A 15,983-nucleotide genomic window follows, 5' to 3' on the forward strand; every position below is an offset into this window, starting at 1 on the left:
AGGCGGTTCGTGTTGTGCGGTGCCGATGTCCGCCGCGGCTGGCGAGCCCGGGCCCGGGCCCGGGCGCGGCCGGCGGGCCCGCGCACGAGCCGGCCAGCGCCGGGCGTTCAGCGCTCGGCGGACTCCCGCGAGCGGGCCGGCTTCGCCTGGGGCACCTTCGTGCCGACGACCTGGTCGATGACGTCGCGGGCGATCGCCTGCGCTGTCAGCCCGGCGTCGGCGAGGATCTCGCTCCGGCTGGCGTGGTCGATGAACGCGTCCGGCAGACCGAGCTCGTTCACGCCGGTGTCGACCCCGGCAGCGCGGAGGTCCTGCCGCAGCCGCGTCCCGACACCGCCGACGCGCACGCCGTCCTCGATCGTGATGACGAGCCTGTGGTCGCGCGACAGCTCGATGAGCGACGTCGGGATCGGCACGACCCAGCGCGGGTCGACGACGGTCACGCCGATGCCCTGCGCCTCGAGGAGCGCCGCCGCCTCGAGCGCGGTCGGCACCATCGACCCGACGGCCACGACGAGCACGTCCGGCTCCTGGTCGTCGGCCGGCGTCCGGAGCACATCGACGCCGTCCGCCAGCCGTTCGACGGCGGGGATGTCCGGCCCGACCTGGCCCTTCGACCACCGGAGGACGGTCGGGGCGTCGTCGACGGCGGCGGCCTCCCGGAACTCCTCGCGCAGGGTCGCTGCATCGCGGGGCGCGGCGATCCGGATGCCGGGTACGACCTGCAGGAGTGCGAGGTCCCACATGCCGTGGTGCGACGGACCGTCAGGCCCGGTGATGCCTGCGCGGTCCAGGACGAACGTGACCCCGGCCCGGTGCAGGGCGACGTCCATGAGGACCTGGTCGAACGCCCGGTTGAGGAACGTCGCGTAGAGGGCGACGACGGGGTGCAGACCGCCGTAGGCGAGCCCTGCGGCCGTCGTCACGGCGTGCTGCTCGGCGATGCCGACGTCGTAGACACGGTCGGGGTGCGCCTGCTCGAACAGGTGCAGGCCGGTCGGCCGGAGCATCGCGGCCGTGATCGCGACGATGCGGGGGTCCTCGTGCCCGACCTCGGCGAGGGTGGTCGCGAAGACCGAGGTCCACGACGGACCCGACGACACGTCGAGCGACTCCCCGGTCTCGGGGTCGATGTGCCCGACGGCGTGGAACTGGTCCGCCTGGTCGCGGAGCGCCGGCGCGAAGCCGTGGCCCTTCTCCGTGATGGCGTGCACGATGACCGGGGACCCGTAGCCCTTCGCCTGCCGGAGCGCCGCCTCCATCGCCTGCTGGTCGTGCCCGTCGACGGGGCCGACGTACTTGATGTCGAGGTTCGAGTACAGCGCCTCGTTGTTCGTGAACCGGGACAGGAACCCGTGCAGGCCACCTCGGAGGCCCCGGTACACCGCTCGGCCGGGCGCCCCGAAGTGGTCAGCCGCCGCACGGCTCTTCTCGTACAGCGTGCGGTACTCACGGCGCGTCCGCACCGAGCTGAGGAACCGGGCCATGCCACCGATCGTCGGGGCGTACGACCGGCCGTTGTCGTTCACCACGATGACGAGCCGGCGGTCGTTCTGGTCGGAGATGTTGTTCAGCGCTTCCCAGGTCATGCCGCCGGTGAGGGCGCCATCACCGACGACGGCGACCACGGTGCGGTCGCTCTGCCCCGTCTGCTGGAACGCCCGCGAGATGCCGTCCGCCCAGGACAGCGACGACGACGCGTGCGAGGACTCGACGATGTCGTGCTCCGACTCGCTCCGCTGCGGGTACCCGGCGATCCCGCCACGCTCGCGGAGGTGGGAGAAGTCCTGCCGTCCGGTGACGAGCTTGTGCACGTACGACTGGTGCCCGGTGTCGAACACGAACGGGTCGTGCGGCGAATCGAAGACGCGGTGCATCGCGAGGGTGAGCTCGACGACGCCGAGGTTCGGTCCGAGGTGCCCGCCGGTCTTCGCGACCTCGGCGACCAGGAAGCTGCGGATCTCCGCGGCGAGGTCGGTCATCTGCGCGTCGGAGAGACGCTTCAGGTCGCGCGGCGACGTGATGCTGGCGAGCAGGCTCACGGGCGGTCCTTTCGTACGGCTGACGGCTCACTCTATGCGCGCGACCGGCGGACGGACTGGAGGCGCGGTGGCGGCCCGCCACCCGCCTCCCGTCCGTCCGCACGAAGCAACGAAGGCGGCTCCCCGCAACGGAGTACCGCTGCGGGGAGCCGCCGATGTTGCGTGCTGCGAGGGGTCAGACGAGCGACCGGAGCACGTACTGCAGGATGCCGCCGTTGCGGTAGTAGTCGGCTTCGCCCGGGGTGTCGATGCGGACGACCGCGTCGAACTCGACCGTCTGCTTGCCGGCGGGCGAGTGCTCGCTCGGCTCGGCCGTCACGTGCACGGTCTTCGGCGTGGTGCCCTCGTTCAGCGCGGTGAGGCCGGAGATCGAGATGACCTCGGTGCCGTCGAGGCCGAGGGACTCGATCGACTCGCCCGCCGGGAACTGCAGCGGGACGACGCCCATGCCGATGAGGTTCGAGCGGTGGATGCGCTCGAAGCTCTCGGTGATGACCGCCTTGACGCCGAGCAGGCTCGTGCCCTTCGCCGCCCAGTCGCGGGACGAGCCGGAGCCGTACTCCTTGCCGCCGAGGACGACGAGTGGGGTGCCCTGCGCCTGGTAGTGCTCGGACGCGTCGTAGATGAACGACTGTGCACCGTCGGGCGTGGTGAAGTCGCGGGTGTAGCCGCCCTCCACGCCGTCGAGCAGCTGGTTGCGGAGTCGGATGTTCGCGAAGGTGCCGCGGATCATCACCTCGTGGTTGCCACGACGCGAGCCGTAGGAGTTGAAGTCCTTCCGGTCGACGCCGTGCTCGGCGAGGTACCGGCCCGCGGGGCTGTCTGCCTTGATGGACCCGGCCGGCGAGATGTGGTCGGTGGTGACCGAGTCGCCGAGCTTGGCGAGCACGCGGGCGCCGGAGATGTCGGACACCGGGTCCGGCTGCATCGTCATGCCGTCGAAGTACGGGGGCTTCCGCACGTAGGTGGACTCGCTGTCCCACTCGAACGTGTCACCGGTCGGGGTCGGCAGGTTCTTCCAGCGGTCATCGCCCTCGAACACGGAGCCGTACTCGTGCGTGAACATGTCGGTGTCGATCGACGCGTCGATGACCTGCTGCACCTCGGCGGTGTCGGGCCAGATGTCCTTGAGGAAGACGTCGTTGCCCTCGGGGTCGGTGCCGAGCGCGTCGCTGTCGAAGTCGAAGTGCATCGACCCGGCGAGGGCGTAGGCGATGACGAGCGGCGGCGACGCCAGGTAGTTCATCTTCACGTCGGGGTTGATGCGGCCCTCGAAGTTGCGGTTGCCCGAGAGCACCGCGGTGACGGCGAGGTCGTTGTCCTGCACGGCCTGCGAGATCTCCTCGGGCAGCGGGCCCGAGTTGCCGATGCAGGTGGTGCAGCCGTAGCCGACCGTGTAGAAGCCGAGGTCCTCGAGGTAGGTCGTGAGACCGGCCTTCTCGTAGTAGTCGGTGACGACCTTGGATCCCGGCGCGAGGGTCGTCTTGACCCACGGCTTGGCCTTGAGGCCCTTCTGCGACGCGTTGCGCGCGAGGATGCCCGCGGCCATCATCACCGACGGGTTCGACGTGTTCGTGCAGGACGTGATCGCGGCGATCGCGACCGCACCGTGGTCGATCGTGAACGGGTCGCCGTCGGCCACGGGCACCGAGGTCGGCTTCGAGACCGTGCCGGGCGCGCTCGACGCGTGCACCGGGACCTCGGACGCCGGGGCGTCCTGCAGGTCATCGACCGCGTGCTCGTCGCCGGGGGCAGCGGCGACCGGGTCGGACGCCGGGAAGGTGTCCGCGACGGCCTTGTCCTCTTCCGAGTGGTCGATGCTCGCGTAGTTCGCGAGGTCCACCTCGAACTGGTCCTTCGCCTCGGTCAGGACGATGCGGTCCTGTGGGCGCTTGGGGCCCGAGATCGACGGGACGACCGTGGACAGGTCGAGCTCCATGTACTCGGAGTACACCGGCTCGACCGAGGGGTCGTGCCAGAGTCCCTGCGTCTTCGAGTAGGCCTCGACCAGCGCGATCTGCGCCTCGTCGCGGCCGGTCAGGCGCAGGTAGTCGAGCGTCACGTCGTCGACCGGGAAGATCGCCGCCGTGGAACCGAACTCGGGGCTCATGTTGCCGATGGTCGCGCGGTTCGCGAGCGGCACCGCGCCGACGCCCTCGCCGTAGAACTCGACGAACTTGCCGACGACGCCGTGCTTGCGCAGCTGCTCGGTGATCGTGAGCACGACGTCCGTCGCGGTCACGCCGGCGGGGATCTCCCCCGAGAGCTTGAAGCCGACGACCTTGGGGATGAGCATCGACACGGGCTGACCGAGCATGGCCGCCTCGGCCTCGATGCCGCCGACGCCCCAACCGAGCACACCGAGGCCGTTCACCATCGTGGTGTGCGAGTCGGTACCGACGAGGGTGTCCGGGTACGCGTACAGCTCGCCGTCGAACTCGCGCGTGTAGGTGACCTTCGCCAGGTACTCGATGTTGACCTGGTGCACGATGCCGGTGCCCGGCGGGACGACCTTGAAGTCCTCGAACGCGGTCTGGCCCCAGCGGAGGAACTGGTAGCGCTCCCCGTTGCGCTCGTACTCCAGGTCGGTGTTGCGCTGCAGGGCGTCCGTGCTGCCGAACAGGTCCGCGATGACGGAGTGGTCGATGACCATCTCGGCGGGCGAGAGCGGGTTGATCTTGTTCGGGTCGCCGCCGATCTCGGCCATCGCCTCGCGCATGGTGGCGAGGTCGACGATGCACGGGACACCGGTGAAGTCCTGCATGACCACGCGTGCCGGGGAGAACTGGATCTCGGTGTCCGGGTCTGCCTCCGGCTTCCACGAGCCGAGGGCGCGGATCTGGCCTTCGGTGACGTTCGCGCCGTCCTCGGTGCGCAGGAGGTTCTCGAGCAGCACCTTGAGGCTGTACGGGAGCTTCTCGTGCCCGGGCACGGCGTCGATCCGGTGGATGGCGTAGTCGACACCCCCGACCGAGAGCGTGTCCTTCGATCCGAAGCTGTTGACTGCAGCCACTGTGCCGCCTCCTGAGTTGATCGGTGTGCCCTCATCCTCGCGGGCCGCGGGACGTCCCACCAGCAAGGTGAACCTAAACCCGGGGACTCCGTCGTGCCCGGAGGAAAGTGTCTCGACGTCGAGACAACTCTACACCGCGGCGGGTTCGTCCCGGACGAAGACGGTCCGGACGAGCAGCCACGTCACCCAGAGCAGCGCGGCGTACAGGGGCACGCCGGTGATCAGCTTGATGCCCGCGAGCAGCTCGACCTGGGCGGTCAGCCAGAGCGGGATCTCGAAGGCGAGGCGGAAGGCGAACAGTCCGGCCCACATCCACGTCGCGACGGTGAGCACCCGACGCTTCGCCGGGTCGTCCCGCCAGTCGTGCCCGTCCTCGTCGCCCGGGACGAGGAGACCGACGACCAGGCCGATGAGCGGTCGCCGGATCGCCAGGGTCACGAGGATCACCGCGAGGAACACCGCGTTGATGACGATGCCCGGGATGAAGTTGCTCTCCGCCCGGCCGGTCAGCAGCGCGAGGCCCGCCGAGATCGCGACGCCGAAGATGCCCGCGAAGGACATCATGATCGACTGCCGCTGCAGCAGGCGGAACACCACGAAGACGAGCCCGATCGCGACCGGGACGACCACGCTCGGGACGACCTCCTTCGTCACCGCGTAGACGATGAGGAACGCGAAGCCGGGCAGCACGGACTCGGCGAGCCCGCGCACCCCGCCGACCGCGGTCAGCAGGGCCCTGCCCGACGGCGCTTCGCCCGGGGCCACCTGCCCGATCCCGGCGTTCCGGACGGCGTCCCGGAGCTGGGCCTGGAGCGACAGCGGCTCCGCCCGCTCCTCGGCGTACGGATCACCGTCCGGGGCGACCCGGTCCGGACGTGGGCGGTCGTCGTGGTCCGTCACCGGGCCTCCAGGCTGGATCGAGCGTTCGGCCGGTGGCCGGGGTCAGATGGTCGACTGCGTCGACTTCGGCATGTGCAGCGGGATGAGGTCGCGCGGCGGCATCGGGGTCGTGCCACGCACGACGACGACGCTGCGGAACAGCTCCTCGATGTCCGCGGAGTCGTCGGGCTGATCGGCGGCCTTGCCGGCGATCACACCGCGGAGGAACCACCGCGGGCCGTCCACGCCGACGAAGCGGGCGGCGCGCACGCCGTCCGTGACGCCGGCACCGCCGACGACCGGGACCTGCGCACGGAGCTCGGGGCCGAAGGGGCCGTCGACCTCGGTCACGACGCCGCCCTGCTGCTCGATCTGCTCGGCGATCTGTGCCCGGATCTCGTGCCAGAGCCCGGTGGACCGGGGAGCCGCGAACGGCTGCACCTGCAGCGTCGACTCGTCGAAGTCGAGCCCGACGGCGACGACGCGCTTCGAGTCCTCCTCCACCTCGAGCCGGAGGTGCAGGCCCTCGCGCGGCAGGATCTTCACGCCGCCGAGGTCCACGTAGGGGCGGACGAGGTTCGCCTCGGTCTCGTCGAGCGGGCCGTTCTCGCCGCGGTCGGCGGGCGCGGACTTCGCGGTGGACTCGGTGGCGAGCACCTCGTCGAGTCCTGCGTCGGCGTCGTCGGCGAGTTCGATCTCGGGCGACGGACCGGCCACCTCGACGTCGTCCACCACGGCCTCGGCGACCTCGACCTCGTCACGCTTGCGTCGTCCGATCCTCATGACCGCGTCCCTTCTCGACCCTGTTCGTGCATCTCGACGGGCGTCGCCGCGCCGTCGTGTCCGGTGGTGCCCGCGTCCCGTCGGGCGTCCCCCGCGCCGTACACGCCCGGGTGCCCGTTCTGGTCGTCACGGTAGCCCGACGACCCGAAGCCGTCCTGGCCGCGGACGCTCTCCGGCAGGTCGGCGACCCGCGTGAACGTCACCCGCGGGACGGGGAGGACCACGAGCTGCGCGATGCGGTCACCGACCTGGACGGCGTAGGGCTCGGTGGCGTCCGTGTTGAGCAGCGCCACCTTGACCTCGCCGCGGTAGCCGGAGTCGATCGTGCCGGGGGCGTTGACGATCGTGATGCCGTGCTTCGCCGCGAGCCCGCTCCGGGGCACCACGAACCCGACGTGTCCGTCGGGGAGCGCGATCGCGAGGCCGGTCCCCACCAGGCGCCGCTGTCCGGGCGCGAGGACGAACGCCTCGGCCGAGACGAGGTCGGCCCCGGCGTCACCGGGTTTCGCGAAGACGGGAGCGGCATCCCCGGTCCAGAGCACGTCGACTGCATCGGTCACGAGTCGAGGGTAGTGCAGACCGTGACCGATCCGTGACCTGGCTCGGAGCACGCAGCGATGCATGGTCGAATGGAGGGGTGACCGTGTACCGCGAACGACTGTGGGCGCCGCCCGCCCTGTACCTGGCGACGGCGCTCGTCGTCCCCGCCAGCCTCCTCGTCTTCCTCCCGATCAGCGTGACGGCCGGCGTCGTCGTCGCGATCGGGATGGAACTGGCCGTGCTCGTGCTGCTGTGGGTCCTGGCCCCCGTCATCGAGGTGACCGAGACCGAGTTCCGTGCGGGCCGGGCACACCTGCCCCGCACCGCGGTGGGTGCCGTCGAGGGCTTCACGGGCGCAGCCGCCACGAGTCAGCGCGGCCCGCAGCTCGACGCGCGGGCCTGGACGCTCTTCCGCGGCTACGTGCACGGTGTGGTGAAGATCGAGGTCCGCGACGACGCCGACCCGACGCCCTACTGGCTCGTGAGCGTGCGACACCCGGACGCGGTCACCCGTGCCCTCACCGCCGCCTCCGCGATGCCCGAGGGCGACCCGCGCTGACCCCGGGCGGGTCGGCATCCCGGCACCGCCGCGACGCAGGACGGCCCGCATCCGACTGGATGCGGGCCGTCCTGGGTTCGGCAGCGTGCGCCGGCGGACGCGGCTCTACAGAGCAGCGCACTCCATGCACACGGGGCCGAGCTTCGTCTCGTGGTCGAGCTGCGAGCGGTGCTTCACGAGGAAGCACTCCACACACGTGAACTCGTCGACCTGCGGGGGGAGGACGACGACGTCGAGGTCGACGTCGCTGAGGTCCTGTCCGGCGAGTTCGAAACTGCCGGGATTGTCGGAATCGTCGTCGACGACCCCCGACATCTTGTCGGGAACGCGCTCCTTGAGGGCCTCGATCGACTCCGAGTCAGAGTTGTCGTCGGTCTTCCGAGGGGCGTCGTAATCGGTGGCCATGCCCATCCATTTCTCGTATCGAGAGGGTCGTCGCCGGAATCGGCGGCGACAGTTTGCACCACGGCCCGTCCGAGTGCAAACCCGATGGACGGTCGGTGCGTTCTGGCCGTGCAACCCGGCGCACCCCTGCGCCATTCCCGGAGTCGACGACCTGCGCACGGCACGCCGTGCGCCTCCCCGGAAACCGCCCGGACGGCCTGCATACTCCTCGGGTACGACGCACGACCGTACGCAGGCAGCGGAAGGCGGAACCATGCAAGACGTGAGAGTCATCGGGGTCGAATCCGGGTCACTCCTCCTCGCGACCGACGGCGGCACCGAGTTCCGGTTGCCGGTCACCGCGTCCCTCGCGGGTCAGGTCCGACAGGCGAACCCGGACTCCAGTCCGCAGAAGCGCGTGTCCCCGAAGGACGTCCAGGCACGCATCCGCAGTGGTGCCGACGCCGCCGACGTGGCCGCCGCCCTCGGGGTGGAGGTCGAGTACGTCCGGCGCTTCGAGGGCCCCGTGCTCGCGGAACGCGCGTTCATCCTCGACGCCGCCCGTCGCGTCGGCGTGACCCCGGTCGACGACGCTGCGCCGGACACCTTCGGCCCGGCGATCACGGCGCGCCTGGAGGCCGGCGACGCCGCGGACATCACGTGGTCGAGCTGGAAGCACGTGGAGAACGGCTGGCAGGTCCAGGTCCGCTACACGGCCGCCGAGGTCGAACACGACGCCCAGTGGCGCTTCGACCCGAAGACCGCGACGCTCGTCCCGGACAACGGTGACGCCCACCGCCTCTCCCACACCGAGGACGAGGGGATCGCACCCCGACTCCGTGCCGTCGAGTACGAGCGCCAGGACGAGGACGCCACCCGCTTCGACTCCGGGGCGTTCCACGTCGAGGAGCCGACCACCGAGACCGAGCCCCCGGCAGCGGAGCCCGCGGAACGCGCGCCGCTCCGGCCGCCGCTCCCCCGGATCGGGACCGCGTACGTCGAGGAGCGCGCACCCGGCAACGAGACCGCCGACCTGCTCGAGGCGCTCCGCCGCCGCCGCGGCGAGCGTGAGGCCGCGTCGTTCTCCGAGCAGCAGGACGCGCCGCGCGGTCCGGCGGTCGGGGTCGTCGACATCCCGCTGCACGGCGCGGACGACTCCGACACCGCCCCGCAGCCGGAGGCCCGCTCCACCACCGACGGTGACGCCCGACCCGACCGACGCAAGCGCAACCGTCGCGCGATGCCGAGCTGGGACGAGATCGTCTTCGGGACCCGCCCCGACGACGACGTCTGAGTCCGGTCCGCCGCCCCGACGTCCGGAGGCCCTCCCACATCCGTGAGGCGCGCCAGGAGGCCCGTCCCACGCCCGTGGGGCGGGCCTCCTGGCGTCTCGTCGCCGGGTCCGGTCGCCGCGCTACCGCTGCGCGAACGCGCCGGCGAGACGGAGCGGCACGAGCAGCTCGTCGTCGCTCATCGCGCCGTGCTGTCCGACCATGCGCCCGGGTACCGTCCCGGTCCGGACCTCACGGTCGTCGTTGAACGCCCACGAGCCGCGCGCCACGAGCAGGACGTCGCCGATCCGCGGCAGGACCTCGGGCGAGACCGGCCCGAACCACCCGGCGGCCACCGCTTCGTCCCGGCTCGCCACAATCGCGCGCTTGCCGAGCCAGGCCCGGAACGCCCCGACCAGGCCCGGTACGTCCGTCCCCGGCGCCACCGTCAGCTGTCGGCAGCGCGGGTCCCCGGCGACGCCGACCACCGCCGTCAGCAGCTCGGGGTCGAGTGCGACGTTCGATTCCGGCGGGACGTCGAGCACGCCGTGGTCCGCGGTGACGAGGACGCCCACGTCTCCCCCGACCCGGGCCGCCAGCCGGGCGACCTCGGCGTCGACGAGCTCGAGGGCCGCCGTCCACCGGTCGGACTGCCAGCCGTGCTTGTGGCCGATGGAGTCGAGTTCGGGCACGTAGAGGTAGACGAGCTGCCGTCCGGCCGCGGTGGCCTCGACCGCCGCGTCGACCCGGGCGGCCACGGTGTCCGCCGACACGAAGCGCGCGCCGCCGAGCACGTTCGCCGTCATCCCGGAGGACCGGTAGCGCCCGGGGGCGACCACGACGGGCTCGACGCCGAGCCCGTCCGCCGCGGTGAACAGGGTCTCGGAGCGGAGCCACCCGGCGGGGACCTCGTCGTCCCATCCGCTGAGCAGGTTCATCACGCGCTCCCGGTCGGGGTCCCAGCCGCTGTAGCCGACGACACCGTGGGTGCCGGGCGGTCGGCCGGTCGTGAGGGTCGTCAGGGCAGCGGCCGTGGTCGTCGGGAAGCCGCTCCGCAGCCGTTTCTTCGTCGCGGTCAGGAAACGCGCGTGACCGGCCCGTGCGGCGAGGGCGTTCGCGCCCAGACCGTCGACGAGCACGACGACCGCGGAACGGGCGGGGCGGAGCGCGATCCGGGCCTCCAGACCGTGCGTCCGCAGCCAGTCGTCGTCCGCGGCGCCGAGCGCGACCAGGCAACTCGGCAGCACGTCGGCGAGGTTCGCGGTGTCGTCGGGGGCCGTCGGTACGCTGGTTGCCACATCTCCACTCTTCCAGAAAGGTGCCATGGCACGCACGGACGTCGTCGGACTGCCCGACGGTGAGCGCATCGAGGACGTCGACGTCTCGGAGGAGATGCAGGGCTCCTTCCTGGAGTACGCCTACTCCGTCATCTACTCACGCGCGCTCCCGGACGCCCGCGACGGGCTGAAGCCGGTCCAGCGACGGATCCTGTACCAGATGGCCGAGATGGGTCTCCGGCCGGACCGCGGCCACGTCAAGAGCGCGCGCGTCACCGGTGAGGTGATGGGCAAGCTGCACCCGCACGGCGACGGCGCGATCTACGACGCCCTCGTCCGCCTCGCGCAGCCGTTCACCATGCGCGTCCCGCTCGTCGACGGACACGGCAACTTCGGGTCCCTCGACGACGGCCCCGCCGCGGCGCGGTACACCGAGGCCCGCCTCGCCGAGCCGTCGATGACGATGACCGAGGGCCTCGGCGAGGACGTCGTCGACTTCGTCCCGAACTACGACAACCAGATCATGCAGCCGAGCGTGCTGCCGGCCGCGTTCCCGAACCTGCTCGTCAACGGCGCCTCGGGCATCGCGGTGGGCATGGCGACGAACATGGCGCCGCACAACCTCGGCGAGGTCGTCGAGGCCGCCAAGCACCTGCTCCTCCACCCGCAGGCCACGCTCGACGAACTGATGGAGTTCGTCCCGGGTCCGGACCTGCCCTCCGGCGGGACGATCGTCGGTCTCTCGGGCGTGCGGGACGCCTACGCCACGGGACGCGGCAGCTTCCGGACGCGGGCCAAGGTGTCGGTCGAGAACCTCACGCCGCGCAAGTCCGGGCTCGTCGTCACCGAGCTGCCGTACCTGGTCGGCCCGGAGCGCGTCATCGAGAAGATCAAGGACGGGGTGCAGGCGAAGAAGCTCGTCGGGATCTCCGACGTGAACGACCTGACCGACCGCAACCACGGCCTGCGCCTCGTCATCGGCATCAAGTCCGGCTTCAACCCCACGGCCGTCCTCGAGCAGCTGTACAAGCACACCCCGCTCGAGGAGAACTTCGGCATCAACAACGTCGCCCTCGTCGACGGTTCGCCGCGCACGCTCGGTCTGCGCGACCTGCTCGAGGTCTACGTGCAGCACCGGCTGGCGGTCGTCACGCGACGCTCGCAGTACCGGTTGGCCCGCCGGCGGGAACGGCTGCACCTGGTCGAGGGTCTGCTCATCGCGATCCTCGACATCGACGAGGTCATCCAGGTCATCCGGACGTCCGACGACTCCGAGGCCGCACGGAGCCGCCTGCGGGACGTGTTCGACCTGTCCGAGGTGCAGGCCGAGTACATCCTCGAACTGCGGCTCCGCCGCCTCACGAAGTTCTCGCGCATGGAGCTCGAGGGCGAACGGGACCAACTGCTCGCCGACATCGCCGCGCTCGAGGAACTCCTGGCGTCCGACGACCGGCTCCGCGCCCAGGTCGCGACGGAGCTGACCGAGGTGTCCGACCGCTTCGCGACGCCGCGACGCACCCTCCTGACCGAGGCGGACGCCCCGGTCCGCGGTGGCCGGAAGGCCGCGGTCGACCCCGAGTCGCTCCAGGTCGCCGACGCGCCCTGCCGCGTGCTGCTCTCCACGACCGGGCGGCTCGTCCGCGTCGACATCCCCGCAGCCGAGTCCGGCATCGTGCACGTCCCGAAGCGGTCGAAGCACGACGCGGTCCGCTCCACCGTGGTGAGCTCCGTGCGCGGGCAGGTCGGCGCGCTCACCTCGACCGGTCGGGTGCTGCGGTTCTCCCCCGTCGACGTCCCCGCCGTCCCGCCCGCGTCCGTCCGGCTCGACGCCGGTGTCCGCGTCAGCGACTACCTCGGCATCCCGAAGACGGAGACCGTGATCGCGCTCGTCTCGCTCGACGCGCCCGCGTCCGAGTCGCTCGCGATCGGGACCGCGCAGGGCATCGTGAAGCGCGTGGTGCCCGGTGCGTGGCCGGACAAGCCCGAGGTCGTCGCGATCGGGTTGAAGCCGGGCGACCGTGTCGTCGGTGCCGCCCAGGCGCCCGAGTCGGACGACCTGGTGTTCATCACGTCGAACGCGCAGCTCCTGCGCTTCCCGGCCGCCGCCGTCCGTCCGCAGGGGCTGCCCGCCGGCGGTGTCGCGGGCGTCTCGCTCGCCGCCGGCGCGTCCGTCATCTGGTTCGGTTCGGTCGCCCGCACCGAGGACGCCGTGGTCGCCACCGTGTCCACCACGTCGACCGCCCTGCCGGGGACCGACGCCGGACGGGCGAAGGTGTCCGCGCTGACCGAGTTCCCGGCGAAGGGCCGCGGCACGCAGGGCGTCCGTGCACACGCTTTCCTGAAGGGCGAGGACGGCCTGACCGTGGCGTGGGCGGGCGTCGCTCCCCCGCACGCGGTCGGGGCGGACGGCGCTGCCCGCACGCTGCCGGACTGGCTGTCGAAGCGCGACGGCTCTGGCAGTCCGCTCGACGCCGAGGTGGTCACGATCGGTGGCAGCGCGGCGGCGGTCGACGGGACACGCGGCGAGGCCTGAGCTCCGCCGGACGGGAGGCGCGGGTCGGGTCTAGCCCGCGCCTCCCGTCCGTCGGGAACGCCGGTCAGGCGTCGATGCGCTCGCGGTCCAGACCCTCGCCGGCAAGGATGAACTCCTTGCGGGGCGCCACGTCGTTCCCCATGAGCAGCTCGAACACCTTCGCCGCCGACTCGGCATCCGACACGTTGACGCGTCGCAGGGTGCGGTGCGCGCGGTCCATCGTGGTCTCGGCGAGCTGGTCGGCGTCCATCTCCCCCAGGCCCTTGTAGCGCTGGATGGGCTCGAGGTACTTCTTGTTCGAACGCTCGAGCTTCTTGAGGAGTGTCGTCAGCTCCTGCTCCGAGTACGTGTAGAGCGTGTCGTTCGGCTTGCCGCGGTTCACCACCACGACCCGGTGCAGCGGCGGCACGGCGGCGAAGACCCGGCCCTGCTCGATCATCGGTCGCATGTACCGGAAGAACAGCGTCAGGAGCAGTGTCCGGATGTGGGCGCCGTCGACGTCGGCGTCGGACATGATGATCACCTTGCCGTACCGGGCCTGGTCCAGCTCGAACGTGCGCCCGGACCCGGCACCGATCACCTGGATGATCGAGGCGCACTCGGCGTTGGAGAGCATGTCCGACACGGAGGCCTTCTGGACGTTGAGGATCTTGCCCCGGATCGGCAGGAGCGCCTGGTACTCGCTGTTCCGGGCAAGCTTGGCGGTCCCGAGGGCCGAGTCGCCCTCGACGATGAACAGCTCGGTCCCGTCGACGTCGTTCGAGCGGCAGTCGGCGAGCTTCGTCGGCAGCGACGAGTTCTCGAGCGCGTTCTTGCGGCGCTGCGTCTCCTTGTGGGCCCGGGCCGAGATGCGCGTCTTCATCTCGGCGACGACCTTCTCGAGCACGACCGCGGCCTGGGCCTTCTCGGTCCGCTGCGTCGACGTGAGGATCTCCGTCATGCGCTTCGCGACCACGGAGTCGACGATCCGGCGGACGGCCGGCGTCCCGAGGATCTCCTTCGTCTGCCCTTCGAACTGCGGCTCGGGCAGCCGGACGGTCAGCACCGCGGTCAACCCGGCGAGCACGTCGTCCTTCTCGAGCTTGTCCTGCCCGACCTTGAGCTTCCGGGCGTTCGCCTCGACCTGGGCACGGACCGCCTTGACGAGTCCCGACTCGAAGCCGGCCTGGTGCGTGCCGCCCTTCGGGGTGGCGATGATGTTCACGAAGCTCCGGAACACGGTCTCGTACCCGTCGCCCCACCGCAGGGCGACGTCGACCTCGCAGGTGCGCTCGACCGCGGTGGACACCATGTGCCCCTTGTCGTCGAGCATCGGGACGGTCTCCGTGAAGGTGCCGGAGCCCTGGATGCGCCAGACATCGGTCTTCGCCCCGTCGACGGCGAGGTGCTCGACGAACTCGCCGATGCCGCCCTCGTAGCGGAAGCGCTCGACGACCGGACCCTGCTCGACCGCCAGGGCGGGGGCGACGTCCGTCGCGGGCCCGTCGGCACCGACGGCGTCGCCCACGCCCACCGCGTCGGCGTCGGGAGCAGGCGCCGCCAGGGCCGCGCGCTGCGCAGCCGCCGTGATCGACGCCGGTCGGGCGTCCGTGATGGTGAGTCCGAGACCCGGCACGAGGAAGGCGGTCTGCCGTGCGCGGGTGACGAGGTCCGCGGTGCTGAACGCCGCGTCCTTCGTGAAGATCTGTCGGTCGGCCCAGTACCGCACCCGGGTCCCGGTCACGCCCTTCTTCACCTTGCCGACCACCCGCAGCTCACTGCCCGAGGTGAACGGCGCGAAGGGGGCGTCCGGCCCGATGCCGGCCGAGTCGTCGAACACGCCCGGCTCGCCGCGGTGGAACGACATGGCGTACGTCTTGCCGCCGCGGTCCACCTGCACGTCGAGGCGCTCCGACAGCGCGTTCACGACCGAGGCGCCGACGCCGTGCAGACCACCGGACGCCGCGTACGACCCCGATCCGAACTTGCCGCCGGCATGGAGCTTGGTGAAGACGACCTCCACCCCGGTCAACCCCGTCTTCGGCTCGACGTCGACCGGGATCCCGCGCGCCAGGTCGGAGACCTCGACCGAACCGTCGGCGTGCAGCGTGACGCCGATCTCGTCCCCGTGACCGGCCAGGGCTTCGTCGACCGAGTTGTCGATGACCTCCCACAGGCAGTGCATGAGCCCGCGGGAGTCCGTCGAGCCGATGTACATGCCGGGACGCTTCCGGACCGCCTCGAGTCCTTCGAGGACGGAGAGATGCCGTGCGGAGTAGTCGGAGCTCACCTGACGAGCGTACCGATCCGCACCGACATCAACAGGCCGCCCGAGCGGTGAGCCTCGGCGTGGGGACAAGCGCTCCGCGCTCAGCGAACGAGCCGGTCAGGATGCACGGCATCCAGGCGGGACGTGTTGGAATGGGTGCATTCACCGCACCGTACTGCGATCCGTGAGGAGCACAGCAATGACCCAGACCGTGCAGGACCTCTCCGTCGACGAACTCAACGACAACCACCAGCTCACCGCAGCCGACCGCTGCGACAGCTGCGGTGCGCAGGCGTACATCCGCGCCACCATGGCCAGTGGTGAACTTCTGTTCTGCGCCCACCACGGCGCCGAGTTCAAGGACAAGCTGGCAGCCACCGCCCTCGAGTGGCACGACGAGTCCTCGCGACTCCACGAGTCCAAGTAGGCGGCTCCGCCGCGACGCACCGGAGGC

Annotated in this window: 12 protein-coding genes; 4 read left to right on the plus strand and 8 right to left on the minus strand. The window is 71.1% G+C overall.

Annotation, left to right across the window (positions count from 1 at the left end):
* Nucleotides 1-107: 107 nt before the first annotated feature.
* From dxs to dut, 5 genes are all read right to left on the minus strand, one after another.
* A complete protein-coding gene (dxs, locus tag DEI91_RS09165; protein ID WP_111052004.1) occupies nucleotides 108-2,042 on the minus strand; it encodes a 1-deoxy-D-xylulose-5-phosphate synthase in 1,935 nt (644 codons plus the stop codon).
* Between the two features lie 175 nt (nucleotides 2,043-2,217).
* On the minus strand, nucleotides 2,218-5,055 hold the full coding sequence (locus DEI91_RS09170; RefSeq protein WP_111052005.1) for an aconitate hydratase: 2,838 nt from the start codon (nucleotides 5,053-5,055) through the stop codon (nucleotides 2,218-2,220).
* Nucleotides 5,056-5,184: 129 nt separating this feature from the next.
* Nucleotides 5,185-5,955: a DUF3159 domain-containing protein gene (locus tag DEI91_RS09175; protein ID WP_111052006.1), complete on the minus strand. Its 771-nt coding sequence runs from the start codon at nucleotides 5,953-5,955 to the stop codon at nucleotides 5,185-5,187.
* A 42-nt stretch (nucleotides 5,956-5,997) separates the two neighbouring features.
* A complete protein-coding gene (locus DEI91_RS09180) occupies nucleotides 5,998-6,717 on the minus strand; it encodes a DUF3710 domain-containing protein (protein WP_111052007.1) in 720 nt (239 codons plus the stop codon).
* Nucleotides 6,714-7,277, minus strand: coding sequence for a dUTP diphosphatase (dut, locus tag DEI91_RS09185; protein ID WP_375537678.1), 564 nt, complete (start codon nucleotides 7,275-7,277; stop codon nucleotides 6,714-6,716). Before dut ends, DEI91_RS09180 begins: the two co-directional genes overlap by 4 nt.
* 77 nt (nucleotides 7,278-7,354) lie before the next feature.
* Between dut and DEI91_RS09190 the strand changes: the two genes are divergently transcribed.
* A complete protein-coding gene (locus DEI91_RS09190) occupies nucleotides 7,355-7,816 on the plus strand; it encodes a DUF3093 domain-containing protein (RefSeq protein ID WP_111052009.1) in 462 nt (153 codons plus the stop codon).
* 105 nt (nucleotides 7,817-7,921) lie between these two features.
* Here DEI91_RS09190 and DEI91_RS09195 read toward each other — a convergent pair whose 3' ends face one another.
* The gene (locus tag DEI91_RS09195; protein ID WP_110825450.1) at nucleotides 7,922-8,221 is read right to left on the minus strand and encodes a DUF4193 domain-containing protein; all 300 of its coding nucleotides are present in this window, start codon (nucleotides 8,219-8,221) and stop codon (nucleotides 7,922-7,924) included.
* 253 nt (nucleotides 8,222-8,474) lie between these two features.
* Between DEI91_RS09195 and sepH the strand changes: the two genes are divergently transcribed.
* Nucleotides 8,475-9,494, plus strand: coding sequence for a septation protein SepH (sepH, locus tag DEI91_RS09200; protein ID WP_181439544.1), 1,020 nt, complete (start codon nucleotides 8,475-8,477; stop codon nucleotides 9,492-9,494).
* 120 nt (nucleotides 9,495-9,614) lie between these two features.
* Here the strand turns inward: sepH and DEI91_RS09205 are convergent, their stop codons facing one another.
* Nucleotides 9,615-10,769 carry an alkaline phosphatase family protein gene (locus DEI91_RS09205; RefSeq protein WP_258374367.1) on the minus strand — a complete coding sequence of 385 codons (1,155 nt, stop codon included), beginning with the start codon at nucleotides 10,767-10,769 and terminating at the stop codon, nucleotides 9,615-9,617.
* A 25-nt stretch (nucleotides 10,770-10,794) separates the two neighbouring features.
* Between DEI91_RS09205 and DEI91_RS09210 the strand changes: the two genes are divergently transcribed.
* Nucleotides 10,795-13,281, plus strand: a complete 2,487-nt coding sequence (locus DEI91_RS09210; RefSeq protein WP_111052012.1) for a DNA topoisomerase (ATP-hydrolyzing) subunit A — start codon at nucleotides 10,795-10,797, stop codon at nucleotides 13,279-13,281.
* Nucleotides 13,282-13,345: 64 nt separating this feature from the next.
* Here the strand turns inward: DEI91_RS09210 and DEI91_RS09215 are convergent, their stop codons facing one another.
* On the minus strand, nucleotides 13,346-15,550 hold the full coding sequence (locus tag DEI91_RS09215) for a type IIA DNA topoisomerase subunit B (RefSeq protein ID WP_111052013.1): 2,205 nt from the start codon (nucleotides 15,548-15,550) through the stop codon (nucleotides 13,346-13,348).
* Nucleotides 15,551-15,728: 178 nt separating this feature from the next.
* On the opposite strand from DEI91_RS09215, the gene DEI91_RS09220 reads away from it, so the two are divergent.
* Entirely contained in the window at nucleotides 15,729-15,956 is a 228-nt protein-coding gene (locus tag DEI91_RS09220) for a hypothetical protein (protein ID WP_110825445.1), read from the plus strand.
* Nucleotides 15,957-15,983: the final 27 nt, after the last annotated feature.

Origin of the sequence: Curtobacterium sp. MCBD17_032, assembly GCF_003234855.1 — a bacterium.
Taxonomy (GTDB): Bacteria; Actinomycetota; Actinomycetes; order Actinomycetales; family Microbacteriaceae; genus Curtobacterium.